Annotated in this window: 26 protein-coding genes; 18 read left to right on the top strand and 8 right to left on the bottom strand. The window is 34.2% G+C overall.

The genetic code is table 11. The features are described 5' to 3' along the window. Window positions 1–10 precede the first annotated feature (10 nt). The 12 genes from ACQQ6V_RS07780 (at window position 11) to ACQQ6V_RS07725 (ending at window position 11,298) form a co-directional block, all read left to right on the top strand. On the top strand, window positions 11–2,344 hold the full coding sequence (locus ACQQ6V_RS07780; RefSeq protein WP_448844974.1) for an ATP-dependent helicase: 2,334 nt from the start codon (window positions 11–13) through the stop codon (window positions 2,342–2,344). A 16-nt stretch (window positions 2,345–2,360) separates the two neighbouring features. Then, on the top strand, window positions 2,361–3,026 hold the full coding sequence (locus tag ACQQ6V_RS07775) for an ABC transporter ATP-binding protein (RefSeq protein ID WP_448844973.1): 666 nt from the start codon (window positions 2,361–2,363) through the stop codon (window positions 3,024–3,026). 16 nt (window positions 3,027–3,042) lie between these two features. After that, a complete protein-coding gene (radC, locus tag ACQQ6V_RS07770) occupies window positions 3,043–3,720 on the top strand; it encodes a RadC family protein (protein WP_448844972.1) in 678 nt (225 codons plus the stop codon). Window positions 3,721–3,722: 2 nt separating this feature from the next. Next, window positions 3,723–4,625, top strand: coding sequence for a hypothetical protein (locus ACQQ6V_RS07765; RefSeq protein WP_448844971.1), 903 nt, complete (start codon window positions 3,723–3,725; stop codon window positions 4,623–4,625). A gap of 119 nt (window positions 4,626–4,744) precedes the next feature. Further along, the gene (locus ACQQ6V_RS07760; protein WP_448844970.1) at window positions 4,745–5,254 is read left to right on the top strand and encodes a DUF7935 family protein; all 510 of its coding nucleotides are present in this window, start codon (window positions 4,745–4,747) and stop codon (window positions 5,252–5,254) included. Window positions 5,255–5,275: 21 nt separating this feature from the next. Then, window positions 5,276–5,887, top strand: a complete 612-nt coding sequence (locus ACQQ6V_RS07755) for an inorganic pyrophosphatase (protein WP_448844969.1) — start codon at window positions 5,276–5,278, stop codon at window positions 5,885–5,887. A gap of 127 nt (window positions 5,888–6,014) precedes the next feature. Next, on the top strand, window positions 6,015–7,097 hold the full coding sequence (gene dnaX, locus ACQQ6V_RS07750) for a DNA polymerase III subunit gamma/tau (protein WP_448844968.1): 1,083 nt from the start codon (window positions 6,015–6,017) through the stop codon (window positions 7,095–7,097). A gap of 224 nt (window positions 7,098–7,321) precedes the next feature. Further along, window positions 7,322–7,708 carry a DUF8439 domain-containing protein gene (locus ACQQ6V_RS07745; RefSeq protein WP_448844967.1) on the top strand — a complete coding sequence of 129 codons (387 nt, stop codon included), beginning with the start codon at window positions 7,322–7,324 and terminating at the stop codon, window positions 7,706–7,708. A 467-nt stretch (window positions 7,709–8,175) separates the two neighbouring features. Continuing rightward, entirely contained in the window at window positions 8,176–9,252 is a 1,077-nt protein-coding gene (locus ACQQ6V_RS07740; RefSeq protein ID WP_448844966.1) for a chorismate mutase, read from the top strand. 117 nt (window positions 9,253–9,369) lie between these two features. Continuing rightward, window positions 9,370–10,293 carry a ribosome small subunit-dependent GTPase A gene (gene rsgA, locus ACQQ6V_RS07735; RefSeq protein WP_448844965.1) on the top strand — a complete coding sequence of 308 codons (924 nt, stop codon included), beginning with the start codon at window positions 9,370–9,372 and terminating at the stop codon, window positions 10,291–10,293. 38 nt (window positions 10,294–10,331) lie between these two features. Beyond that, the gene (locus ACQQ6V_RS07730; RefSeq protein ID WP_448844964.1) at window positions 10,332–10,685 is read left to right on the top strand and encodes a DUF805 domain-containing protein; all 354 of its coding nucleotides are present in this window, start codon (window positions 10,332–10,334) and stop codon (window positions 10,683–10,685) included. A 193-nt stretch (window positions 10,686–10,878) separates the two neighbouring features. Beyond that, window positions 10,879–11,298 (top strand): nucleoside-diphosphate kinase, encoded by a 420-nt coding sequence (locus tag ACQQ6V_RS07725; RefSeq protein ID WP_448844963.1) that lies wholly within the window; start codon window positions 10,879–10,881, stop codon window positions 11,296–11,298. 86 nt (window positions 11,299–11,384) lie between these two features. Here ACQQ6V_RS07725 and rpe read toward each other — a convergent pair whose 3' ends face one another. Next, window positions 11,385–12,035 (bottom strand): ribulose-phosphate 3-epimerase, encoded by a 651-nt coding sequence (gene rpe, locus ACQQ6V_RS07720; RefSeq protein ID WP_448844962.1) that lies wholly within the window; start codon window positions 12,033–12,035, stop codon window positions 11,385–11,387. Between the two features lie 98 nt (window positions 12,036–12,133). Further along, window positions 12,134–13,210, bottom strand: coding sequence for a chryseobasin maturation metalloprotease ChrP (gene chrP, locus ACQQ6V_RS07715; protein ID WP_448844961.1), 1,077 nt, complete (start codon window positions 13,208–13,210; stop codon window positions 12,134–12,136). Window positions 13,211–13,266: 56 nt separating this feature from the next. Here chrP and ACQQ6V_RS07710 point away from each other — a divergent pair, with 56 nt between their 5' ends. Beyond that, entirely contained in the window at window positions 13,267–13,977 is a 711-nt protein-coding gene (locus ACQQ6V_RS07710) for a DUF4294 domain-containing protein (protein WP_448844960.1), read from the top strand. Between the two features lie 3 nt (window positions 13,978–13,980). On the opposite strand, the gene ACQQ6V_RS07705 is transcribed toward ACQQ6V_RS07710, so the two are convergent. Then, window positions 13,981–14,391: an NUDIX domain-containing protein gene (locus ACQQ6V_RS07705; RefSeq protein WP_448844959.1), complete on the bottom strand. Its 411-nt coding sequence runs from the start codon at window positions 14,389–14,391 to the stop codon at window positions 13,981–13,983. 57 nt (window positions 14,392–14,448) lie between these two features. Next, entirely contained in the window at window positions 14,449–15,123 is a 675-nt protein-coding gene (gene mnmC2 / locus ACQQ6V_RS07700; protein WP_448844958.1) for a tRNA (5-methylaminomethyl-2-thiouridine)(34)-methyltransferase MnmC2, read from the bottom strand. Between the two features lie 84 nt (window positions 15,124–15,207). Here mnmC2 and ACQQ6V_RS07695 point away from each other — a divergent pair, with 84 nt between their 5' ends. From ACQQ6V_RS07695 to ACQQ6V_RS07685, 3 genes are all read left to right on the top strand, one after another. Further along, on the top strand, window positions 15,208–16,275 hold the full coding sequence (locus ACQQ6V_RS07695; protein ID WP_448844957.1) for a branched-chain amino acid aminotransferase: 1,068 nt from the start codon (window positions 15,208–15,210) through the stop codon (window positions 16,273–16,275). Between the two features lie 104 nt (window positions 16,276–16,379). Next, the gene (locus ACQQ6V_RS07690; protein WP_448844956.1) at window positions 16,380–16,889 is read left to right on the top strand and encodes an FKBP-type peptidyl-prolyl cis-trans isomerase; all 510 of its coding nucleotides are present in this window, start codon (window positions 16,380–16,382) and stop codon (window positions 16,887–16,889) included. Window positions 16,890–16,901: 12 nt separating this feature from the next. Then, entirely contained in the window at window positions 16,902–17,996 is a 1,095-nt protein-coding gene (locus tag ACQQ6V_RS07685) for a peptidylprolyl isomerase (RefSeq protein WP_448844955.1), read from the top strand. Window positions 17,997–18,086: 90 nt separating this feature from the next. On the opposite strand, the gene ACQQ6V_RS07680 is transcribed toward ACQQ6V_RS07685, so the two are convergent. The 4 genes from ACQQ6V_RS07680 to ACQQ6V_RS07665 all read right to left on the bottom strand — a co-directional run bounded on the left by ACQQ6V_RS07680 (window position 18,087) and on the right by ACQQ6V_RS07665 (window position 21,911). Then, window positions 18,087–19,331: a DUF1015 domain-containing protein gene (locus ACQQ6V_RS07680; protein WP_448844954.1), complete on the bottom strand. Its 1,245-nt coding sequence runs from the start codon at window positions 19,329–19,331 to the stop codon at window positions 18,087–18,089. Continuing rightward, window positions 19,331–20,290, bottom strand: coding sequence for an NAD(P)-dependent oxidoreductase (locus tag ACQQ6V_RS07675; RefSeq protein WP_448844953.1), 960 nt, complete (start codon window positions 20,288–20,290; stop codon window positions 19,331–19,333). Before ACQQ6V_RS07675 ends, ACQQ6V_RS07680 begins: the two co-directional genes overlap by 1 nt. Window positions 20,291–20,466: 176 nt before the next feature. Further along, window positions 20,467–21,522 carry a 3-phosphoserine/phosphohydroxythreonine transaminase gene (gene serC / locus ACQQ6V_RS07670; RefSeq protein WP_448844952.1) on the bottom strand — a complete coding sequence of 352 codons (1,056 nt, stop codon included), beginning with the start codon at window positions 21,520–21,522 and terminating at the stop codon, window positions 20,467–20,469. A gap of 38 nt (window positions 21,523–21,560) precedes the next feature. Further along, window positions 21,561–21,911: a 4Fe-4S dicluster domain-containing protein gene (locus tag ACQQ6V_RS07665; protein WP_448844951.1), complete on the bottom strand. Its 351-nt coding sequence runs from the start codon at window positions 21,909–21,911 to the stop codon at window positions 21,561–21,563. A gap of 49 nt (window positions 21,912–21,960) precedes the next feature. Between ACQQ6V_RS07665 and ACQQ6V_RS07660 the strand changes: the two genes are divergently transcribed. Together ACQQ6V_RS07660 and ACQQ6V_RS07655 are read left to right on the top strand one after the other, a co-directional pair. Further along, a complete protein-coding gene (locus ACQQ6V_RS07660) occupies window positions 21,961–22,998 on the top strand; it encodes an acyl-CoA reductase (protein ID WP_448844950.1) in 1,038 nt (345 codons plus the stop codon). Window positions 22,999–23,288: 290 nt separating this feature from the next. Then, the gene (locus tag ACQQ6V_RS07655; RefSeq protein WP_448844949.1) at window positions 23,289–26,204 is read left to right on the top strand and encodes a M16 family metallopeptidase; all 2,916 of its coding nucleotides are present in this window, start codon (window positions 23,289–23,291) and stop codon (window positions 26,202–26,204) included. Window positions 26,205–26,248 lie beyond the last annotated feature (44 nt).

Here is a 26,248-nt window from a genome sequence, read left to right as displayed (position 1 = left end):
TACAATGGAAATGGATTATTTAAAGGGCTTAAACGAGTCTCAATACGAAGCAGTAGTTACTTTACAAGGACCTTTGATGGTTTTAGCAGGCGCAGGATCTGGGAAGACTAGAGTATTAACCATGCGTATCGCTCACCTAATTACTAATGGTGTAGATCCGTTCAATATTTTGTCGTTAACCTTTACTAATAAAGCAGCGCGCGAGATGAAAGAACGTATTGCAAAAGTCGTTGGCGAAAGTGATTCTAAAGCACTTTGGATGGGGACTTTCCACTCTGTTTTTGCTAGATTATTGAGAAGCGAAGCGCATTATATAGGATTTCCTTCTAATTTTACGATTTACGATACACAAGACAGTCTTAATGTCTTGAAAAAAGTCATCAAAGAAATGAGTCTTGATGCAGATCTTTACAAAGCTAAGAAGGTCATGAATCGTATTTCTCAATATAAAAATAACCTTATAACAGTTAATGCCTACTTCAATAATCCAGAGTTGATGGAAGGTGACGAGAAAGCCAATATGAAGATGATGGGCGAGATTTATCGTCGTTATGTCGATACTTGTTTCCGTTCTGGAGCGATGGATTTTGATGATTTATTGTTAAGAACTAACGAGTTGTTGACGCGGTTCCCAGAAGTGTTGATGAAATATCAAGATCGCTTCCGTTACATTTTGGTAGATGAGTACCAAGATACCAACCATTCTCAGTATTTAATTGTTAAAGCTTTGGCTTCAAAATTTGAAAATATCTGTGTTGTAGGAGACGATGCGCAGTCTATCTATTCTTTCCGTGGGGCTAATATCTATAATATTCTTAATTTCAAAAAAGATTATCCCGATGCCAAAACAGTGTCTCTGGAGCAGAATTATCGTTCTACCCAAAACATTGTAGATGCTGCTAATGTGGTTATTTCTAAAAACTTACAACAGTTTAAGAAAAATGTTTTTAGTGAAAATGAAGTCGGAGAAAAAATAAAAATTTACCGAAGTCTTTCTGACGCCGACGAAGCTAACTTTGTGGCTTCTAACATCTGGGAAATCAGAAATAGAGAGCAAAGAAAGTTCGAAGATTTTGCAATTTTATACAGAACCAATTCTCAGACAAGAGCTTTTGAAGATGCTCTGAGAAAACGAAATATTCCGTACAGAGTTTACGGAGGATTATCATTTTATCAACGTAAGGAAGTTAAAGATTTAATTGGTTACTTGAGGCTTTTGGTGAACGAAAATGACGCCGAAGCACTACTAAGAGTTGTTAATTACCCTGCGCGTGGGATAGGTGATACAACGCAAAATAAGTTAATTGTTTTTGCGGATCAAAACAATGCTTCATTGGCAGAAGTTCTTAATAATTTAGGATTTTATGCGCCAAGATTGGGGCTTAATAATGGTGTTTTGACAAAGCTGTCGGATTTTTGGTCGATGATAAAAGCTTTTCAGGTCATGTTGAAAAATGATACTGCTTACAATGTTGCTATGGAAGTAGCTAAGCGAAGTGGTTTTATCAAAATGTTGAAAGACGACCAGACACCAGAAGGTATTTCTCGTGTAGAAAACGTACAAGAATTACTTAACTCTATGCAAGGTTTTATCGAGGAGCAACAACAGATTGAAGATGGCGATCCAAGTCTTTCTAACTTCTTAGAAAATATTGCATTGTCAGCCGATACACAGACCAAAGGTGATGAAGAGGAAGATATGGTGTCATTAATGACCATTCACTTGTCAAAAGGATTAGAATTCCCGGTGGTGCATTTGGTAGGTCTAGAAGAGAATTTGTTTCCGAGCTTTATGAGCAGCTCTACGAGAGAAGAGTTAGAAGAAGAAAGACGTTTATTTTATGTCGCTTTAACAAGAGCAGAGAAGCAAGCCTTCTTTACTTACGCGATTTCTAGGTTCCAATGGGGGAAAATTACAGATGCTGAGCCTTCTCGATTTTTGAGCGAAATTGATTCTAAATATTTAGAGTTTATCAATCCAGCTTTAGAAAGACAAGCCATTAACAGATCTGGCTTAAGTTCTTCTATTTTTGATGAAAATCCATCTTCTGATGGTCGATTCTTCAAGAAAAAAGAAGCTAAAAAAAGTATAAATTCTTCACCAGCTAAAGATGATACGCCCAAAAATCTGAAACCTGTTGCTACAGCTAGGATTATTAATCCTTCTGGGCAATCTTCCCAAGATATAGAGGTTGGAGATCGTGTGCGCCATGACCGTTTCGGGATTGGGGAAGTTTTATTTTTAGATGGTACAGATCCTCAAAATATCAAAGCTAAAGTTCATTTTGCCAATGAAGGCGAGAAGAATTTGATTTTAAAATTTGCCAAATTGACCAAGATTTAATTCTTATATTGCATCTATGATTATTGCTAAAAATATCCATAAATATTACGGTAACCTAGAGGTGTTACGAGGTGTTGATATCCATGTAAAACACGGAGAAGTTGTGTCTATCGTTGGAGAATCTGGCGCGGGGAAATCTACCTTGCTTCAGATTTTAGGAACATTAGATTTACCATCAGATTCGGCTAAATATAATACGTCTATAACGATAGATGGACAGATGTTTATCAATATGAAAGATAAAGAACTGTCAAGATTTAGAAACCAGAATATAGGTTTTGTTTTTCAGCATCATCAATTGTTACCAGAGTTTACGGCATTAGAAAATGTTGTCTTACCAGCTAGAATTGCTGGGAAACCAGAGAAAGAAGCGATAGAAAAAGCTTATTCTATTTTCGAAGATCTGCATATAGAAGCAAGGCTTCATCATAAACCTGGCCAACTCTCTGGAGGAGAAGCACAGCGTGTAGCGGTGGCAAGAGCATTAATTAATTCTCCGAAAATTATCTATGCAGATGAGCCAACGGGGAATTTGGATTCTAAAAATGCGGATGATCTACATCAATTATTTTTTGATCTAAGAGATAAATACAAGCAGACTTTTGTCATTGTAACTCATAATGCTGTTTTGGCAGATTCTACAGATAGAAAGTTGGTGATGAAGGATGGATTAATTCTTTAATTTTCAAACTGATGAGATGAGTATAAAATTCCTTGCTGAAGATGATCGCCCCCGAGAAAAGTTTTTATTAAAAGGTAAAAATGCTTTGTCAGACTCGGAGTTGCTTGCTATAATTATGGGAAGTGGCAATAGGAGTGAGTCTGCTGTGGAGTTAGCAAGAAGGATTTTAGAATCTGTTAATAACAATTGGCATCAGCTGAGTTTGATTTCTGTACAAGATTTAATGAAATTTAAAGGAATTGGAGAAGCTAAAGCCATTTCTATCGCAACAGCTTTAGAAATAGGAAAAAGAAAGTCAGCACAAGAAGTACCAGAGAAAATTCAGATTGCTTCTAGTCATGATGCATACAAGGTTTTACACTTTCACTTATCAGAATTAAGAACCGAAGAGTTTTGGGTAATTTTCCTTAATCAAAGCAATAAAGTCATTCATAAAATGGGGATTTCTAGAGGGGGTATTGCACAGGCTGTAGTGGATATTAGAGTCTTGTTTAAGCAGGCTTTGGATCAATATGCAACCTCTATCATTGTCGCACATAATCATCCATCTGGAAACCTGAAACCAAGTCAAGAAGATATTAAATTAACTAAAGATATAAAAGCTGCTGGAGAGTTATTAAAAATCCCGTTGTTGGATCATCTTATTATTTCTCAAGAGTCTTACTTTAGTTTTGCAGATGAAAATTTGCTTTAGATATGATAAAGAAAATTAAGTATCAAGATTTAGATTTAGATCAATATATACGTTGCTTAGATACCTCTGATCAGAAAAAAAGCTATGCTTATCCACATTATTTGGATGTAGTGTGTGGTAATAATTGGGATGTCTTGGTATATAACGATTATGAGGCTGTGATGCCTGTACCTTTTGTTATAAAATTAGGCGTGAAGTTTGTTATTATGCCAAAGCTTACGCAGCAGTTGGGTGTGTATTCTAAGGAAGATAAGACGGAGATTAATGATCTTTTTTTAAGTTTTTTACAAAAAGAATACGCCATTTGGTATTACGCTTTCAATGATGTTAATCGCTTTTCTCAAGCACTGAAATCGCGTAAGAATTTTCTGATCCATCAAGGAGATTATGAACTCATTAGACAAAAATATTCGCCTAAGCGTAAAAGGAAATTAAGATTAGATCCCGACGTTTTACAAGGCTCTGAAAGAAAACTAGTAACAGATTTTGGCCAGATAGATGTTTTTATGCGAGACAATTATGCTGGCGTAGAAGGAAAAGATTTAGATGGATTTATTAAGATTTTCAAAGCTTTTTTTGATGATAATTATTTAAAAGTGTATGGTTTTAAATATCAAAATCAATGGGTTAATATGATTGCTTTGTACGAAGATGATCTTAATGCTATTCTTCTAGGTACTTTTAATAAAAAAGAATTTGTGAAGTTGAGCGGTGCTTGTGTGTTGATTGACGATGCTATTCGGGATAATGTGGCGATGAGAATATTTGATTTTGAAGGTAGCGAACTGTCTAATGTAGAAGAGTTTTTCAGAGGATTTCGTCCAGAATTAAAACCTTATCACTGCATAGACAACACAAGAAAACAAGCTGTATTACAAGCTTTGAAAAAGTTTTTCTTGCCATAATATTATTGTTTTTTTTGGGTTTTATAATTTAAACTTTTGTAATCTTACAAACTTTTATTGCCAATCCTATAGAATAGATGTATATTTATTAGTAGTTTTGCATCCTCAATTATTAAAAAATGCTTGATTCGGATTATCTACCTTATGCTGTTGCAATAATTATTGCTGTACCTTTTTTGGTATTTGCTAAGCAGTTTGTATATGGTTTCTTGAGTCTTAAGAAAAAAGAACTACATCTGCTGTCTGCTAAATCTAATAATGAAATCAAGTTGCAGGCTTATGAAAGGATGACTCTGTTTTTAGAAAGACTAAAACCATCTAACCTGGTTATGAAGTTTGATAAAACCTTACAACCTCATGAGTTTTTGTATTTGATAGAGAAAAGCATCAACGAGGAGTATGAATATAATGCTTCGCAACAGCTTTATATTGATGAAAATTCATGGCGAAATATCTTATCAAGTAAAAATAATATTATTCAACTTATAAGAACAACTTATGAGAAATTGAGTAATGAGGCTTCTCTAGAGGACTTTAAAACGGTGTTGTTAATGAATTATCTTAACAACGAAGATTATATATCCGACAGTATTTCAGAATTAAGAAATGATGTCAATCAATTAATTTAAATAAAAAATTATATCAAAACAATGATTCCAAATTTTAAATCGCATCCTTGGCATGGTATTCCTGCAGGACCAGATGCGCCTAATGTGGTAACTGTCTTTGTGGAAATTGTTCCATCAGACACTATAAAATATGAAGTAGATAAAGAAAGCGGTTTTCTAAAAGTAGATCGTCCACAAAAATTCTCTAATATTATACCTGCACTTTATGGTTTTATCCCAAGAACATATTGTCATGATGAGGTGAAAAGATTAGCCATAGAAAGCGGATCTGTAGATGTAACAGAAGGAGATAATGATCCTTTGGATATCTTAGTTCTTAGCTCTCACAGTATCCACTCTGGAGGTCTATTAATGAATGCTATTCCTATCGGTGGTTTCAAAATGATTGATAAAGGAGAAGCAGATGATAAGATTGTATCTGTAATGGTAGATGACCAAGTTTATGGACATATCAGAGATATTTCTGAACTTCCTAAAGCTGAAGTTGCTAGATTGCAACATTATTTCTTGACCTACAAAAATCTTCCTTTCGAAGAGCAAACTTGTAGAATTGATGAGATTTACGGAGTACAACATGCTAAAGAAGTAATTATTGCTTCTCAAAAAGATTACGCAGATCAATTCGGAGGTTAAGATTATACACATAATTTGATCCTGAAAAACTCTAATCCCAACCTTATTCATTAAGGTTGGGATTTTTTTTGGAATATTAATGGTTTTAGTTTTTTCAAAATTCATTTTAATTCATTATTTTTGACTCATGGAAAATTTCGTTGTATCTGCTAGAAAATATCGTCCACAAGAATTTGACACTGTTGTTGGGCAATCTCACATTACAGATACGCTAGAGCACGCTATTGAGGAGAATCAATTGGCGCAAGCTTTACTATTTTGTGGTCCTAGAGGTGTTGGCAAAACAACTTGTGCTAGGATTTTGGCAAGAAAAATCAACGAAAAATCTGGAGCTTCAGACGAAGATGGTTTTGCTTTTAACATTTATGAGTTAGATGCAGCATCTAATAACTCTGTGGATGACATCCGAGAATTAACCGATCAGGTAAGGTATGCACCGCAAGTAGGGAAGTATAAAGTTTATATTATAGATGAGGTTCATATGTTATCTCAAGCAGCTTTCAATGCATTTCTTAAGACTTTAGAAGAACCACCAGCGCACGCTATTTTCATATTAGCAACCACCGAAAAGCATAAGATTATTCCGACAATATTGTCGCGATGTCAGATTTATGATTTCAAGAGAATCACGATAGAAGACATCCAAGAGCATCTTAAAAAAATTGCGGAAAAAGAAAATATCAAGTACGAGGACGATGCTTTGTATCTTATTGCTCAGAAAGCAGATGGTGCATTGCGTGATGCGTTGTCTATTTTTGATAGATTGTCAACTTTTTCGCAGAAGAATATCACTTTAGAAAAAGCAGCCGAAGTTCTTAATATTTTGGATTACGATCAATATCTTAAAATTGTAGATTTAGCTAAAGATAATGACATCCCGAGTGTTTTAACAGCTTTTGATGATATCGTTAAAAAAGGTTTTGATCCGCATATTTTTATTGCTGGATTAGGTAATCATTTCCGAGATCTTATGATGGCACAAAACCCGAAAACATTATCATTGATAGAAGTTGGAGAGAAAACCAAACAAAAATTTGGCGAGCAAAGTGCCAAATGGTCTGCTCAACAATTAATAGACGGAATTGAGATTTGTAATTTTGCGGATATCAATTATAAAAATTCTAAGAATCCTAGATTAACCGTAGAAATTGCTTTGATGCAATTGTCAAGTCTTACAGCAGGCTTGGATGCGAAAAAAAAAAATTCTTAATTCTAGCACCGCTTCTTAAAGCGAACCTGAAATCTGAAGGAAAACCGGCAACGAAACCAACGCAGGCTGCTGAGGCTAAGGTAGAAAAACCAAAATCTGTTTTTGAAGAACCAAAAGCCGTCATCCAGAAAGCTTCACAACCGTTATCTAGAGGACAAAAACCGTCTGAGTTTAGCATCAAGGCTTTTATCAATAAAAAAGAAGAAGAGAAGGATTCTTTTGTTTTGCCTAACGAAGAGGCGCTTCCAGAAAGTCATTTTACACAAAGCGATCTGGATAAAGAATGGTTGATTTTCCTTAATTCTTTAGCTAAGAGTAATTCTGTAGCTTATAATGCGATTAGTAATTTCAAATTAAAAAAAGCGCAAGAAAGCCTTATTCATATTAACTTTTCTTCTACAACTGCTAAGGTAGAATTTGATAAAGTAAGTGGTGATTTCCTCAACCATTTTAAGCACAAAGTCAATAATTTTAAGATTTCATTCGAGTTTTTAAAGGATGAAACCTTGAAAGCCGAAATTCTTACCAAGAAAAAATTATTCGAAAAATTTGCTGAGATTAATCCTATTTTAAAGGATTTAGATGATTTGATGAAATTCGATTTGTCTTAATGTTTAGTTTAATTTCAATTAAATAAATTTCTTAAAGTTTGTAGAATTTTTTTTCAACCCGAAAAAAAATAAAAAAAATAAGCTTGAGTTTGTCATTAATTTATATATTTGTCCAATATTTCTACAGGACTTGTAGAAAATAATTAACTAAAAAAGCAATAAAAGCCTTCTAATAAGGACTTATAAAATGGAACCCAATCAATTTCCATATTTTTTAACTTCTAAATCTGCCATTAATTTTGGTGGATTGTTTAGCTTTTTTGGTACTTATTATAGAAATTTTACAAGCTATTACCGATATTATTGGTTTAGCTAAATAAATTTCTTTCTCAAAAAAACAATGCGAATTACTACGAACATTCGCGTCTCATTTAAAATTTTTAAACGGCATTTTTTGGTAAAGAATTATAAATTAAATTTTATAACGATTCTGCCATTGTATTAATATAAATAAATAATTAGATAAAATGAACTTAAACGAATTAACAAATGATTGGATAAAAGATTTTGCAAATCCAATGATTATTGCAGGACCTTGTAGCGCAGAAAGCGAAAGCCAAATGTTAGAAACTGCAAAAAGACTTAAAGAAAGTAACGCTCCAATTTCTGCATTCCGTGCTGGGATTTGGAAACCAAGAACCAAACCTAATGGTTTTGAAGGCGTTGGCGTAATTGGTCTTAACTGGTTGAAAAAAGTTAAAGAAGAATTTGGTTTCAAAACGGCGACAGAAGTTGCTAATGCACACCACGTTTTCGCAGCGTTAGAAGCGGATGTTGATATCCTTTGGATTGGTGCAAGATCTACCGTTAACCCGTTTACTGTACAAGAAATTGCGCAGGCTTTAAGAGGAACTAAAAAACCAATTTTGGTGAAGAATCCTGTTAATCCAGATTTAGCACTTTGGATTGGCGCTCTAGAAAGATTACTAGGACAAGGTGTTGAGAATGTTGGTGCGATCCATAGAGGGTTTTCTACTTACCAAAAAACAAAATACAGAAATATCCCAAATTGGCAGATTGCTTTAGATTTTAAAAATCAATTTCCTAATATCCCATTATTTATCGATCCATCACACATTTGTGGTAACAGAACGGGCTTGGCAGGCGTAACGCAAGAAGCTTTCAATGTTGGTTACCAAGGTGCTATTATAGAAAGTCACTGTAATCCAGACGAAGCTTGGAGTGATGCTTCTCAACAGATTACACCAGAAGTTTTGGCAGAGATGATTAATAATATTCAGATTAGAAATACGGGGATTTCTGGCTACGAAGACGAAATGGGGAAACACCGTACTTTGATTAGTGATCTGGATTTTCAATTAATTGAATTGTTATCTCAAAGAATGAAAATTTCTGAAAAAATAGGAACTTTGAAAAAAGAAAATAACATTGCAATCTTCCAACCAGAACGATGGAAAATCATTGCTGAATATGCAGCGCAAAAAGCCAACGAATCAGGAATGGGGCAGGAGTTTATAGAAAAAGTTTTTAAAGCAATTCACGAAGAATCTATTGAGGTTCAAAACGGAATTATGCTAAAGTAAATCCTGTTTTTAGTCTTTATTACAAACTTCGCTTTTGTTTGTCCGACATTGTAGAACCAATTTTAAAATGGTAACTTTGTACGAATGAACAATAGTGAAGTTTTTTTATTTTAACCAATGAAAGGGATTGTTATAAAATCTACAGGAAGTTGGTACCAAGTTTTGGAGGACGATTCTAAAACCATCTTCGAAGCACGTATCCGTGGGAAATTCAAATTGATAAAAACGCGACTTACCAATCCTTTGGCAGTAGGCGATGAGGTGGAGTTCAGCCTAGAGCAGGATGATGTTGCCTGGATTACTAAGATTAATCCAAGAAGAAATTATCTTATCAGAAAATCGGTTAATCTTTCTAAAGAAGCTCACATTATTGCATCTAATATCGATTTGGCTTGCTTTATTTTTACCTTAAAACATCCCGAAACATCTTTAGGGTTTTTGGATCGATTTTTAGCCTGTTGCGAAGCTTATAATATAGAAGTTTTAATATTGTTCAATAAAATGGACGTTTTGTCTGATGAAGAAAGAGAGATAAGTGCGTACATCGAAAGTATTTATCAAAATATTGGTTACAAAACATTAGAGATTTCATCTTATTCTCAACTCAATTTTGATGTTTTAATATCTCAAATTAAAGATAGAACCTCTGTGTTTTTTGGACATTCTGGCAGTGGAAAATCGACTTTGGTTAATGCGTTGCAACCAGATCTTAATCTTAAAACCTCTGAGATTTCTACAAGTCAACTTAAAGGGAAACATACGACAACCTTTGCACAGATGCATTTTTGGCATTTTGGAGGCGCCGTTATTGATACGCCTGGCGTGAGAGAATTTGCGATGATTGATGTTGAAAAGGAAGAAATACAACATTATTTCCCGGAAATTTTCGCCAAAAAATCTCAATGTAAATTTCATAATTGCCTTCATGTCAACGAGCCAAAATGCGCCGTTCTGGATGCTGTAGAAGCAGAAGAAATTCAGGAATCTCGATATTTCAATTATATCAAACTGATGGAAGAGTCAGAAGAAAATATTAAATAAATTTAATAATCAGCGTTATGACGAAAATGCAATATTTTATGCACTCACTCAAGAATGTTTTTAACTTCACGGGGAGAGCGAGTGTTGATGAGCTTATATCATTTATTATTGTGACAATGTATTTTGGGGTTCCTTTTATCGTAGTTAAAGTCTCACTTACGATCTTTAATCTTAATCCCAGTTTTATCCCAGCTTTTCTTAGCTCTTTTATAGCAATAGCTTATTATGCGATAGCGATCTATACTGCATTATCTTTTGTAAGCCTTATGCTTAGAAGAATGCATGATCTAGGGAAAAATTTTATATTCCTCTTAGTACCTCTTTATAATATTGTTCTTTTGCTAGAAGATGGAGAAGCTCAAGAAAATGAATATGGTAAAATTCCGGTTTAGTTTTACATAAAAAAACCCCAACCGAAGTTGGGGTAAAAACTAATAACCATGAAAACTCAAATTAAACATGAGAATCGATAACAGTTAAGCAAATGGTATGCCAAAAAATTATCGAGTTCTACAATGAGAATTTTCGATACAAATATAATAAAAAAAAGTGTTAACTTTGTAGTCTTATAAATTATTAAATTAAATGTCAGGAAAAATCACTTTTACCATGATTAAACCAGACGCTGTAGCGGATGGACACATTGGTGCAATTTTAGGAAAAATTTCAGAAGCAGGTTTTAAAGTTAAAGCTTTAAAATTAACTCAGCTTACACTTGCTGATGCGAAAAAATTCTACGAAGTACACGCAGAAAGACCTTTCTACGGAGAATTAGTAGATTTTATGTCTTCTGGACCAATCGTAGCTGCAGTTCTTGAGAAAGATAATGCTGTAGAAGATTTCAGAACTCTTATTGGTGCGACTAATCCAGCTGATGCTGCAGAAGGAACAATTAGAAAAATGTTCGCAAGAAGCGTTGGAGAAAATGCGGTACACGGTTCTGACTCTGATGAAAATGCGTTAATTGAAGCGCAATTCCATTTCTCAGGAAGAGAGATTTTCTAATCTTACTTCTTTAGATTGTAAAAATAAAAAAGATCGAAGAAATATTTCTTCGATCTTTTTGCTTTATTAGATGTATTTTTCCAGAATTATACTTTCATTAATTCTATGATTCTTTCAGGGTTTTCTGATGAGAAAACAGCGTTTCCTGCAACTAAAACATCAGCACCAGCATCAAATAGTTTTGCAGCGTTATCTATATTAACCCCGCCGTCTACTTGGATTAATGCAGTAGAGTTATTACTTAAGATTAAATCCTTTGTTTCTGCAATTTTTTTGTAGGTATTATTAATGAATTTTTGACCTCCAAATCCTGGATTAACACTCATTAATAGAACTAAATCCACATCAGCAATAATATCTTCTAGCATCAATACAGGTGTTGCAGGATTAAGAACGATACCAGCTTTTGCGCCTTTACTTTGGATGAGGTTAATTGTTCTGTGTAAGTGTGTGCAAGCTTCGTAGTGAACGGAAATTAGATCTGCTCCGTAATCTATAAATTCTTCGACATACTTCTCTGGTTCTACAATCATAAGATGTACATCAACAAATTTTTTAGAATGTTGTTGTACAGTTTTCATCACCGGAAAGCCAAAGGAAATATTAGGGACAAATCTGCCATCCATAACATCTACGTGAAGCCAATCAGCTTGAGAATTGTTGAGCATTTCTATATCTCTTTGCAGGTTTCCAAAATCTGCTGCGAGTAGTGAAGGTGCAATTAATTTAGTTTTCATTTTTACTTTTTACTTTTTAGATTAGATTTGTTATAGATGCCAAACATTAGATTTCATTTTTTTTTCTAAAATCTATTATCTGATATCAAAGTCTTCATTTAGTGGTATTTCAATTTCATGTCTGGTTTAATTTTTAGAAGAGTTTCATAAATCAACTGAATGACATTAGAAACATCTTCTTTAGAAACCATTTCTACCGTAGTATGCATATATCGCAATGGCAAAGAAATTAGAGCACTTGGTACGCCGCCGTTAGAGTGGGCAAAAGCGTCGGTGTCAGTTCCTGTAGCACGACTTGCGGCTGCACGTTGATAAGGGATTTCTTTCTCTTTAGCTGTATCGATAATCAGTTCTCTTATGGTATGATGTACACTTGGTGCAAAAAATACCACAGGACCATCACCACATTTTTGATCGCCTTCTTTTTTCTTTTCGATCATTGGCGTTGTTGTATCATGAGTAACATCTGTGACAATGGCGATGTTTGGCTTTATCGTGTCAGCAATCATATCTGCACCGTAAAGACCAACCTCTTCTTGTACAGAATTGGTAATATATAAGCCAAAAGGAAGTTTCTTTTTATTCTCTTTAAGTAATTTTGCCACTTCTGCAATCATAAAACCGCCGATTCTGTTATCCAAAGCACGACAAACAAAATATCTATTGTTCATCTCGAAAAACTCATCTGGATAAGTAATCATACAACCTACGAAGATGCCTAATTCTTCTACTTCTTTTTTGCTTGTTGCACCGCAGTCTATAAAAATATTATCGATTTTTGGCGTTGGTTCGTTTTGATTGGTACTTCTTGTGTGGATTGCTGGCCAGCCGAAAACACCTTTGACAGTGCCCTTTTCGCCGTGGATGTGTACAACTTTGGATGGAGCAATCGTTTGGTCAGACCCTCCGTTTCTAATCACATAGATTAGTCCGTCGTCTGTGATATAATTAACGTACCAAGATATCTCGTCTGCATGGGCTTCTATAACGACTTTGAAGTCAGCTTCTGGGTTAATAATGCCATAGCATGTGCCATAATGATCGACTTCAATTTTGTCTACAAATGGTTTGATATAGTCCATCCAGACTTTTTGACCTTTGTGTTCGTAACCTGTTGGTGATGATGTGTTTAAATATTCTTCTAAAAACTTTAAGGACTTCTTTTCGAATTTCATATTGCTTAGGAATGATTTTTGATAGTAAAACGAATTAGATTTATGACGTAAAAGTAATGAAATTTTATAAGTTAGTTTTAATTCTTAGTTTCTTTGTTGGTGTTAATGTTGTTGCTCAAAGTTCTCAAGATACATTGGTTCCTAAAGCATTAAGCGAAATTCCTCGTGATCGATTGCAAAAAGATGATCAGGGTAATTTTTATTACTATGATGCGCGTCAAAAAGCTAAGATATATGATATAAATGGAGAGCAGGTGATTGTTATGGATGAGTTGGTTCTTAAGGCTGGGCCTCACTTTAATAATCAACTGGATAAGAATTACTATTTTTTTCTAAATAAAAAACTTAATCGTGTTTATCCTCTTTTTTTACATGCGCTTCAGCAGTATAGAGATATCGAAAAAGACCTTAACGCATTAGATTCTAACGAAAAAAGAAAGTACATTAAGAAAAAACAAGAGTCTTTGGCGTCAGAATATGAAACTCAGTTGAGAGATCTAACTACGTCTGAGGGACAAGTTTTTGCAAAGCTTATGAACCGTGCAACTGGTAAAACCGTTTTTCAGATTATTAAAGAATTACGTGGTGGTTGGGTTGCATTCTGGTGGAATGTTAAAGGAAATATGGCTGATGTTGCTCTTAAGACACCATATGATCCTCATAAGTATAGAGATGACTTGTTTGTAGAGTCTATTCTGCAAACTAATTGGAGTTATGGTTATCTGCAACCTTATCCAGGAGCAGAAAATTATAAAGTTAGCAAGTAGTTATTATAACTGTTTTCTCACTTTTTCAAAAACTATTTTGTCGATAGGTAATTGGAATGGATTGTCGTTATCTAAGGCTAGCCAGTCTGCGCTTTCTATACAAGGATCTATAATTAAGAGATCTTCTTCATTTTCTATCTCGCAAAGATAATAGATGGTTAAAAGTTGTTCGTTATCCTTGAAACGAGATACTAAAAACTCTTCTTGGGTGTAAAAATGTTCTTTAATACTGATTTTAAGATTTAGCTCTTCCATAAATTCTCTCTTTAAGCAATCTATGGTGCTTTCTCCGTATTCTAATCCTCCGCCAGGTAATTTGGTAAGAAGTTCTCCGGCATATTCTTCATGTAGTGCAAGGATTTTTTTATCTTTAATACAAACTCCGTACACTCTAATATTAATTTTATCAATCATTTTGGATTTTAATTTGTTATAAAAGTAAGCTTTTTTATTGATTTTTAGGGCTTTTCGTTATTTTTTCCAAGCGGTAATCATTTCTCTTTTTCCTGGAGGACCAGGCACTTTTTTAACATCAAAATTAAGATCTATTAATGCTCTTTTGACACTTCCTTTAGCAGAGTAAGTTGTGAATAGACTACCAGAATCCATAGTATTGGCAACAATTTCAATCAATGGTTTTTCCCAAAGATCCGGCTGTACTTTTGCGCCAAAACAGTCAAAATATACCAAATCAATCTTTGGAAGATCCATAGATTTGATGTCAAAAAAATCAGCTTTTATTTTTTTTAGATAAAAATTAGGCATTATTTCTTCTAAAGAATCCCAGTTACTTTTATGAATTTTGAAATAAAAATCTTTTATTTCAGGATTATCAAAAGCTTTATAGTAGTCTAAATGATTAATTTCTGTTTCGGTTATTGGGTATTTTTCTATGCTAAAGTAATTAATAATATGATTTTTGTCATTTTTCAAAATCTCATTGATTGTTACCAAAACGTTAAGACCTGTTCCGAAACCGAGTTCTAAAATATTAATTTCACACTTATTTGATAATATTATTCCATTATCAATAAAGACGTGTTGAGCCTCTTGTAGTGCACCGTGTATAGAGTGGTAGGTTTCATCTAATGTATTGATGTATAGTGTTTTACTGCCGTCTTCGGTCTCTATTATTTCTCTTTTCATTTTCTTTTTTTCAAATATAAAGTTAAAATTTTGATTATAAAAAAATTATTATATATTTGTAAGACATCATAAAAATTTTAAAAAATGATAATTCAAAAGACAGAAAATTCTCGACTATCAACTTTTGATCCTAATAATTTTTCATTCGGTGATACTTTTATAGATCATATGATTATTTGCGAATATGAAAATGGAAAATGGGGCGATGTTAGATTGGTTCCTTACGGACCGCTTCCTTTTACTCCTGCAATGATGGGTGTTAATTATGGGCAAGCATGTTTTGAAGGTATGAAGGCTTATAAAGATAAAGAAGGTGATGTTTTCTTGTTCCGTCCTGAGAAGAACTTTGAGCGTATCAATAAATCTGCTAAGCGTCTAGCAATTCCAGAAGTACCTAGAGAAGCCTTTATAGATGGGCTTAATGCTTTGGTTAATCTAGATAGAGATTGGATTCCTGATGGTGAAGGTACATCTTTGTACTTAAGACCATTAGTTTTTGCAACAGAAGAGGCTTTAAAAGCTAGAGTTTCTAACAAATATATGTTTGCAATCGTTGCAACACCTGCAAAGAGTTATTATTCTGCGCCTGTATCTGTGAAAATATCTGACTATTATTCTAGATCGGCTAATGGTGGAGTAGGATTTGCGAAAGCTGCGGGTAATTATGCAGCATCTTTTTACCCAACACAGTTGGCTATAGATGAAGGTTATGATCAGGTAATCTGGACAGATGATGCTACGCACGAATATTTTGAGGAAAGTGGTACAATGAATGTTTTTGTAAGAATTAATGATGTAATCTACACGCCAAAAACGTCTGAAAAGATTTTGGATGGTGTGACTAGAGATAGCTTTATCAGTCTTGCAAAGCATAGAGGATTAGAAGTAGTTGTAGGTGATATTAAAGTAACAGATGTTATTGCAGCGATAAAGGATGGCTCTCTTAAAGAAATTTGGGGTGTTGGTACTGCTGTTGTAACAACAAGATTTGAGGCTATTGGTCACGATGGTGAAAGATTAGAATTGCCAAAATTAACTGAAGAAGAAAGTTTTGCAGGAACATTGAAAAAAGCTTTAGTAGATATCCAAACTAATAAAGTAGAAGATCCTTTTGGGTGGAGAGTTCTTGTGCCAGAAAAAGTACTTAGCTAAGCTATAGTTATTATAGAATACTAAAACCGGGTTATGCTCGGTTTTTTTGTTGGTAGATAGATGCCTAAGTTTTGCTTTAAATTTCTTATTTTCGCAAAAGATTTATGAAAAAATATCTTGTTATCATTGCGCTTATTGCAGTATCTTGTGCTAAGAAATCTCCTGTGTACGAGTCGGGGAGTGTTATTATGTCTTCAGACGAAGTAGAAATTTCTAAAAATAGAAGCAAGAATCTTAATATCCAAGAGCGACATCAGATCGAAGATTGGATAAAAGCCCAATCTCAAAATTATTATCCAATGGGCATGAATTATTGGGTAGATAAAGAAAATTTAGATAAAAATCACAAGAAAGTAGATGGTGACAAGGTCTCTTATGAGTATGATATCTATGATTTTGATATGGTGAAATTGTACGATAAGCCTAAGGTTAATAAAGATGCAGTGCTAGGGAGATTTGATGAATTGAGACCTATAGAAGATGCCTTGAGGTATTTAGATAAAAACCAATCGGTTACATTGCTTTTACCATCTATCCTTGCATTTGGGACTTATGGCGATAACCATAAGATATCCAACGATATGCCGTTGATAATTAAACTAAGAACATTTTAATCAAAAATATACATGAGAAAACTAGCATTAATACCTATATTATTAACATTAATAAATTGTAAAACATTGGAAATAGACAAAGAAACTTATAAGAGTTTATCAGACGGTTTGTATGCTAATTTGCACACGTCTAAAGGGGATATGATTGTTAAATTTGATGACAAAGATGCACCTGTGACTGTGGCTAATTTTGTAGGGCTTGCAGAAGGGAAAATCGAAAACAAATCAAAAGCAGCGAAAGTACCTTATTACGATGGGACTATTTTTCACAGAGTTATAAAGGATTTTATGATTCAGGGTGGAGATCCTCAAGGTACAGGTATGGGAGATCCAGGTTACAAATTTGATGACGAAAAGAACGGATTAAAACATACTGGTAAAGGTATTTTATCTATGGCTAACTCTGGGCCTAATACTAATGGTTCTCAGTTTTTTATCACAGAAGTTGCGACACCTTGGTTAGATGGTAGACACACTGTTTTTGGGAAAGTAGTAAAAGGATTAGAGGTAGTAGATACTATTGCTAATGTAGAAAAAGGAGCTCAAGATAAACCTAAAGAAGATATTGTATTGCAAAAAGTAAGCGTCTTTACTAAAGGTGATGCTTATAAAAAATATGATGCTGCAAAAGTTTTCAACGAAGGGAAATCTAAAATCCAGGATAATAACAAAGTTTATTTAGAAAAAGCTGAAGCTGATCGTATTAAAAAGTTGAAAGAATTTCAAGATAATCAAGACAAATTGGTTAATGATATGAAAGCAACGATGACTTCTACACCATCTGGATTATTCTATAAAATTACGAAAAAGACAGAAGGTGCTGCGCCTGTTGCTGGTGCTAATGTAGCAGTACATTATGCAGGTAAGTTGATTGATGGAGAAGAATTCGATAATTCTTTCAAGAGAGGTGAGCCTATTGAGATCCCTATCGGCGTTGGTCAGGTGATCAAAGGTTGGGACGAAGGTATCATGTTAATGAAAGAAGGCGAAACAGCGACCTTGTTAATTCCACCAACTTTAGGTTATGGAGAGAGAGGTGCTGGCGGTGTAATACCTGCAAATGCTTGGTTGATATTTGATGTAGAATTAGTAAGCGTTGGTAAATAATCCAATCTCTAATAAATAAAAAAAAAGAGTAGAAATTTTCTACTCTTTTTTTTATGCTTTAATCTGAACTGTAAATAGCTCTATGCTCATTTACTTCATGTCATACATCATCAATGCAGTCACCAATTTAGGTTCTATATAAGTGCATTTAGGAGGCATTTTTATCTTTCTATCAGATATTTTTATCAAATCACTAAAGCTTACTGGGTAAATACCAAAACCAACTTTATATTTCCCAGAATCTACCTTTTCTTTGATTTTTAAGATGCTTTCTATTTTAGAATTCCCTTTGATGAAATCTGTTTTTTCTGCACGAATTTCTTCTGTGTCAAGTTTTAATATATTATCAAAAATATATTTTTCTAGAAGATAGTGATCCATGTCATTTTGGTCTTTTGCTTCTGATCTGATATCGTATTTAACATGCAGACTGTAGAATTTACCATCAAGATACATGCTGATGTGAAATTTCTGAGAAGGAAAATAAGGCTCATTTCCTTTGTCATGAATCTGAAAATAGTCTTCTAATTTTGTTAAAAGTTCTTCTGATGACAACCCATTAAGGTCTTTTAGGAGTCTATTATAATCATGGATTTTTATAGACTGATTGGATACAATAAAACTGTATACGTAGTTGTAGTGTTCTATACCAGAGTGTCGCTTATTTTTTTCTTTCAGCTTTTTGTAATGCTCACCTACGGAGCCAATACGGTGGTGTCCATCTGCGATATAAAAAGAATCGATAGGATCTAATACTTCTTTTAATTGTTGAAGCTTTAGACGGTTGTCTATACGCCACATTTTATGTCTTACGCCTTGGTCGTCTGTGTAGTTAATGATAGGAACGTTTTTTTGTTCGTGATTCATTAATAATTCTACTTTAGAGTTGGCGTTGTAAGTTAGCAAAACTGGTTCTGCCTGTAGGTTTACTTTCTCTAGATAATGCGCCATTTTCATTTTGCGCTCTGTGATTGTAGACTCGTGTTTTTTAATTTTTCCGTTAAAAAAATCCTCAACACTTACTAGACCTAATAGACCTCTGAAACTAGATTTGTCAGGCATAATCTGCTCATAAAGATAATAAGAAGAGCTGTCTTGAAGGAGCTTTTTTTCGTCCAACATTTCTTCAAAATTAGTTCTTACTTTTCTTAAGTTTCTGTCTATGTCCTTAGATTTGCTCACAACAGCGGGCTTTATCATTTGGATGTAAGAGTTATCTTCTGTAGATTTTTGGTTAATTTCTTCCTGATTAAAATTATCCAGTGAAGGCGTAGGGAAAATCTCAATATAATCAGGATGAGGTCTTACACCTTTGAAAGATTTAAATGTAGGCATTACTCAATCTCTTTTTTGATGTTGATGATTTGATTAGCCAGTTCTAATCCGATACGTTCTTGTGCGTCTATAGTGTTTCCTCCGATATGTGGCGAAAGCGACAAGGAGGGATTCATCAAGAGTGGCAACTCTGGATTTGGTTCGTTTTCGAAAACATCTAATGCTGCGCCAGCAACCTTTCCGTTTTCTATATAATCAATTAATGTCACTTCGTTTATCACGCCACCTCTCGCTGCATTGGCTATAAATACGCCATCTTTCATCATTTCGAATTCTGGAGCGTCAATAATATACGAAGATAATTTGTTGGTATTAATACTGATGAAATCAGATTTTTTTAAAACTTCATCTAAAGTTACTGTTTTTAAGTCAAAATTCAAAGTTTGACCATCAAAAAACTGAAGTTCTACAGTTTCTATTTTGGGAGTTCTATTGTATGCTAAGACTTTCATACCAAGAGAAATTCCCATTTTTGCAATCTCGATTCCTATTTTTCCTAATCCAATAATACCTATAGTTTTTCCGGATAATTCTACGGCTTTAGAATATGATTTTTTTAAGATTTCAAATTGCGTTTCGCCTTCTAAAGGCATCATTCTGTTGGCGTCATGTAAGAATCTTGCTAAGGAAAAGAAATGTGCAAAAACTAATTCAGCAACAGATTTACATGATGCTGTTGGTGTGTTAATGACGTATAATCCTTTTTCTATGGCGTATTCTACATCGATATTATCCATCCCAATACCGCCACGTCCAATGATTTTTAGGCTTGGACATTCATCAATCAATTCGCTTCTTACTTGCGTTGCGCTTCTTACTAAAAGAACATCTACTAGATTCTCATTAATAAAGTTAGCAAGATGCTGTGCAGCAACTCTATGTTCTAGGACTTCTATGCCTGCTTGTCTAAGTGCATTGGCACCTTGTACGGAAATTCCGTCGTTTGCTAAAACTTTCATTGTTTGATTATTATTATGCTATATTGTTTGGACTTAAATAATCGTTTAATTTTAAATTTCACAAAAATACGAAAGTTTCAAAAATATTCAAAATCAAATCGTTAAGAATTTATTCTAAAAATAATGCTACCTAAATTAAATTAAGTAGCATTATTTACTTTGTATAAGAGTATGTGTTATAAATTTTTCATAACGTCTACTAAGACTTTAACACTTTCAATAGGCATTGCGTTATAAATACTCGCTCTATAACCACCAAGGCTTCTGTGACCATTAAGCCCACTTATGCCAGCAGATTTCCATGCGGTGTCAAAAGCTTCTTTCTTGCTTTCGTCAATTAATTTAAAAGAAACATTCATTAAAGAACGATCTTCTTTTGCTGCATAACCATCAAAGAGAGGATTTCTGTCGATTTCGTCATAAATTAATTTAGCTTTTGCTTCGTTTTTAGCTTCAGCAGCAGCAATGCCTCCATTCTCTTCAAGATGTTTTAATGTCAAATAAGATACATAAACAGCAAAAACAGGAGGTGTATTAAGCATAGATTCTTTATCAATATGCAAAGATAGATCCATATAAGTTGGTAAGTTACGACCTGTCTTATTAAGGATTTCTTTTTTTACAACAACCAAAACGGTACCTGCAGGTCCCATATTTTTTTGTGCACCGGCATAGATGAGATCAAATTTAGAAAAATCTAATTGTCTACTGAAAATATCCGAAGACATATCGCAGACCATTAAAGTATCTACTTCTGGGAAATCCTTCATCTGTGTTCCGTAGATGGTATTATTAGATGTACAATGGAAGTAATCATACTCTGATCCAACGCTGTAATCCTTAGGGATATAGTTGTAGTTAGTTTCTTTAGAACTGCCAACAATATCTATATTTCCTATTTTTTTAGCTTCCTTTATTGCGCCAGCTGCCCAAGTACCAGTGTCTGTATAAGCTGCTTTTCCGTTTTCGGATAGTAAGTTAAGGGCGGTCATCAAAAATTGAAGACTTGCACCACCTTGTAAATAAAGTACTTCGTAATCATCTCCAAGGTTCATTAATCTTTTGACAATTGCTCTAGCTTCGTCCATTACCTCCACAAATTCTTTACTGCGATGAGATATTTCTAATAAAGAAAGTCCCATCCCATTAAAGTCTAAGATGGCTTCTGACGCCTTCTTAAAAACTTCTTGAGGTAAGATACTTGGTCCTGCGCTGAAATTGTGCTTTTTCATTTTTTATATTTTAATTAGATTTGGTCTTAATTATAATTTTATTCAGCGTGAAGAAATGCTTTTTTCTCTAAAAGTGTTTCTTCTGATTCTACATGGTCATCATCAGGAACACAACAATCTACTGGGCATACTGCCGCACATTGAGGTTCTTCGTGGAAGCCCTTGCATTCTGTACATTTGTCAGCAACGATAAAATAAACATCGTCGCTTACTGGTTCTTGTGGTGCATCTGCATCTGTTGATAGTCCAGATGGTAAAACAATCATACCTTTTAGGCTTGTGCCTTCAGAAGCTTTCCAGTCTACTGCTCCTTCATAAATTGCGGTGTTGGGACATTCTGGTTCGCACGCTCCACAATTAATACATTCGTCTGTTATTTTGATAGCCATTGCTATATTATTTTTAATTTTGTGCAAAATTACAAAAAAAAGGGAAGTAATGGCGAACAATACCAAAATATTAGGGCTTGCTAAAGTCGGAGAATTTTTGCGAAATTATATAAAATCTACACCAGAAAACTATAACGAACAGGAAGAGCAATTTGCTGCATTAATAAGGAGATCAGAGCATGAGAATCCGTGGTTTGATAAAGCTAATATGTCTTTTGCTTTGCAAAGTTGGGCTGGTCTGCTGACGATAGAAAATATAGAAAATTGGTTGTCTAACTATCATTTTTTATCACAAGAAAAAAGAATTGGATTAATCTTGGCAGGTAATATCCCAATGGTGGGTTGGCATGATGTGATGAGTGTTATCTTGTCAGGAAATATTCCAATTATCAAATTGTCTTCTAAAGATCGTCTGATTATTCCTTTTCTATTGAATATCTGGAGTGAAAATACCGAAGGTCGTATTTCTTATGAATTGGTAGAACGATTGGATAATTTTGATGCAGTTATAGCAACTGGTAGTAATAATACGGCGCGGTATCTAGAGTTTTATTTTAAAGGTCATCAAAATATTATTCGTAAAAACAGAACATCTATTGCTGTTATAAAAGGTGATGAGACAGATGCCGAATTACAAAAATTAGCAGACGATATTTTTATTTATTACGGGTTAGGATGTAGAAATGTCACAAGACTTTTGATTCCCAAAGATTTTAAGTTAGATAGGTTATTTGAGAATTTCTTGAATTATCAAGAGGTTATTAATCATAATAAATATGTTAATAATTACGAATATAACAGAGCTGTATATCTATTAAATCAAGACGAATTTTGGGATAATAATTTTGTAATGATGAAGGAAGATGAGAAGTTGTTTAGTCCATTATCGGTAATTAATTTCACACGTTATGATAGTTTGGACGAGGTTAAAGCTTTTATTTCCGATAACGAAAATGACATCCAAGCTGTTGTTGCTAAACCAGAATTGGGATTAGACTCTGTTAATCTTGGCGAGGCACAAAAACCTGCGCTAGATACTTATGCAGATAATGTAGATGTGATGGTGTTTTTGGCAGAATTGTCATAACGTTAAGGTTACTAGAGGATACGATTTTATTTTTGTTTCAATGTAACAAATCGTGCTTTGTAATCGTCTTATTGCTAGATGGCGCGAGCGAAGCGAGCGTCGATATCCACAATCTTGGTGCGTGAGCGATGGTAGCGGATATCCTTTTTTGTTGATTAGATGCTGGTTAAGCCTAGGTGAAACAAAAAAGATAGCAGCGGACGTAGCGACAGTAGTAGAAGTGGCTATGCCAAGGAAAACGACGGACACGCCAAAAAAATACTTATATTTACAAGAGTTTAAATAATAATATGAAGAAATTAATTACATCCGTTTCAATTTTATTAATGATGACAGCTGTTAATGCACAAAAATTTGAATTGCAGCACCTTACAGATCCTAGCGGTTACCAATACGAAACCGTTAAGAATGATAATAATGGTGTTAGAATTTATACACTAAAAAATGGTTTGAAGGTATATCTGGCGAAAAATGAAGATGCGCCACGTATCCAGACTTATATCCCTGTAAGAACAGGTTCTAACCAAGATCCTGCAGATAATACGGGACTTGCTCATTATCTTGAGCATATGGTTTTTAAAGGAACGTCTAAGTTAGGAACTCAGGATTGGGCTAAAGAAAAAGTGATGATCCAGCAGATTTCTGATCTATACGAGCAACATAAAGCCGAAAAAGATCCGGAAAAGAAAAAGGCTCTTTATAAAAAGATAGATGAGGTTTCTCAAGAAGCTTCTAAATATGCTATTGCTAACGAATATGACAAAGCAATTTCGTCATTAGGCGCTACAGGAACTAATGCTCACACTTGGTTAGATGAGACAGTTTATAAAAACAATATCCCAGCTAACGAGTTAGAAAAATGGTTGAAAGTAGAGAAAGAGCGTTTTTCTGAGTTAGTACTTCGTCTTTTCCATACTGAGTTAGAGGCGGTTTATGAAGAATATAACCGTGCGCAGGATAATGATGGAAGATTGGTTAACTATGCTCTAATGGACGCTTTGTTCCCAAAACATCCTAATGGACAGCAAACGACTATCGGGACTTCTGAGCATCTTAAAAATCCATCTATGGTAGCTATTCATAAGTATTTTGATACTTATTATGTGCCTAACAATATGGCGGTAGTTTTAGTTGGAGACTTAGATTATGATAAAACGATTAAGTTGGTAGATCAATACTTTGGAACTTTCAAGTATAAAGAATTACCAGCAAAACAAATGGTTTCTGAGGAGCCAATGACGGCTGTTGTATCTAGAACTGTAAAAAGCCCTTCTGCACCAAGATTAACAATGGCTTGGAGAACGGATAGCTACGGATCCAAAGAAGCTAGATTAGCCGATATGGTCGCTACGATATTAAGCAATAATGGAGATGCGGGATTAATAGATCTTAATATTAACCAGCAACAAAAAGCTTTGGGAGCTGGTGCTTATGCGTCGCCTTTCAAGTATTATGGTACTGTTAATATGTCTATCGTACCAAAAGATGGACAATCTATGGACGAAGCGAAAAAATTATTGTTGAGCCAAATAGACTTAATTAAAAAAGGAGAATTCCCGGATTGGATGTTGTCTGCGATCATCAATGACATGAAGGTACAGCGTCTTAAAGGTTGGGAAACTGCAGACGGTCTAGCAACAACTCTTTACAGTAGTTATATCAAAAATATCCCTTGGGAAAATGAACTTAATGATATTAACGAATATGAGAAGATTACAAAAGCTGATGTTGTAAAATTCGCTAATGATTTCTTTAAAGATAATTATGTTGTTATCTACAAGGAGAAAGGAGTTAATGACAAGTTGGTTAGAGTAGAAAATCCAGGTATTACGCCAATTAAATTAAATCGTGATGCGCAGTCTCCATTCCTTAAAGATATTCTTAACTCTAAGGTAGCAGACAGCCAGCCTCAATTTATCGATTATCAAACGGCTATCAAAACTGATAAGATTAAAGATAAAAAAATTAGCTTCGTTCCTAACAAATACAATGAAGTTGCTCAGGTAACTTATGTATTCCCGATGGGATCTGATAATGACAAAGAAATGTCGTTAGCAGTATCTGTATTGCAATATTTAGGAACTTCTAAGTATACGCCAGAACAATTGAAAAGCGAGTTCTACAAATTAGGAATTTCTAACAGCTTCAGAACAGGGAATGATCAGATTTTTATCTCGTTAACTGGTCTAGAAAGTAACATGAAAAAAGGTGTAGAGCTTCTTAACCATTGGATTACTGACGTAAAAGCAGATCAAGCGATTTACAATAAGACAGTAAAAACAATCCTAGAAGGTAGAGAAGTTGCTAAGAAAGATAAAGCAAGAATTATGGGAGCGCTTAGTAATTATGCTAAGTTCGGTAAGGAAAGCCGCTTTACAGATATTCTTTCAAAAGAAACTTTAGAAAGCATCAAAGCTAACGATCTAATGAAGAAAATTAAAGATATTAACAAATATCCTTACGAAGTTTTCTTATACGGAAAAGATCAAAAAACTCTTACCAATAACGTAAAACCTTATATCCAAAATGCTAGTCTGGTTGCCGCAAAAGCAAAAGACTATCCAGAACCAGCAACAAGCGGAAATGTGTATTTTACCAATTACGACATGGTGCAGACTGAGATGTCTAGAGTAGCAAAAGGTAGCGAAGTTAACACTAAGAATTTCGGGAAGATCAATGTATTTAACGGATATTTTGGTTCAGGACTATCGTCTATCGTTTTCCAAGAAATTAGAGAAAGTAAGTCGTTAGCATATTCAGCTTATGTTAATTACTCACCTAACAGCATTCTTAAGCATCCTAACTATGTAACAACTTACATCGGGACTCAGGCTAATAAGTTGCCGTTGGCAGTTAACGCGATGAATGAGTTGATGGCAGATTTCCCACAAATCCAGACTCAATTCGATAATTCTAAGAGCTCTGCACTTAAGCAGATTGCCTCTAACAGAATTAACAGAACTAATATCTATTTCAACCAATTAGCTTTAGCTAAGTTGGGTATCAATTATGATATCAGAAAAGATACTTATGCAGAGATTCAATCTTTAACATTACCTCAATTGACTAATTTCTATAATTCAGAAATAAAACCATTGAAGTATAACACCGCAATTATCGGTAAAAAAGAAAATCTAGACATGGGTGCAATTAATAAAATGGGAGATTTCAAAGAGGTAACTCTAGAAGAAATTTTCGGATACTAATCTATTCTCACAAGATCATAAAGAACGGCTTCTATTTTTATAGA

It is taken from the genome of Chryseobacterium electrogenes, assembly GCF_053553015.1.
This window is presented reverse-complemented; position numbering and strand designations above follow the sequence as displayed.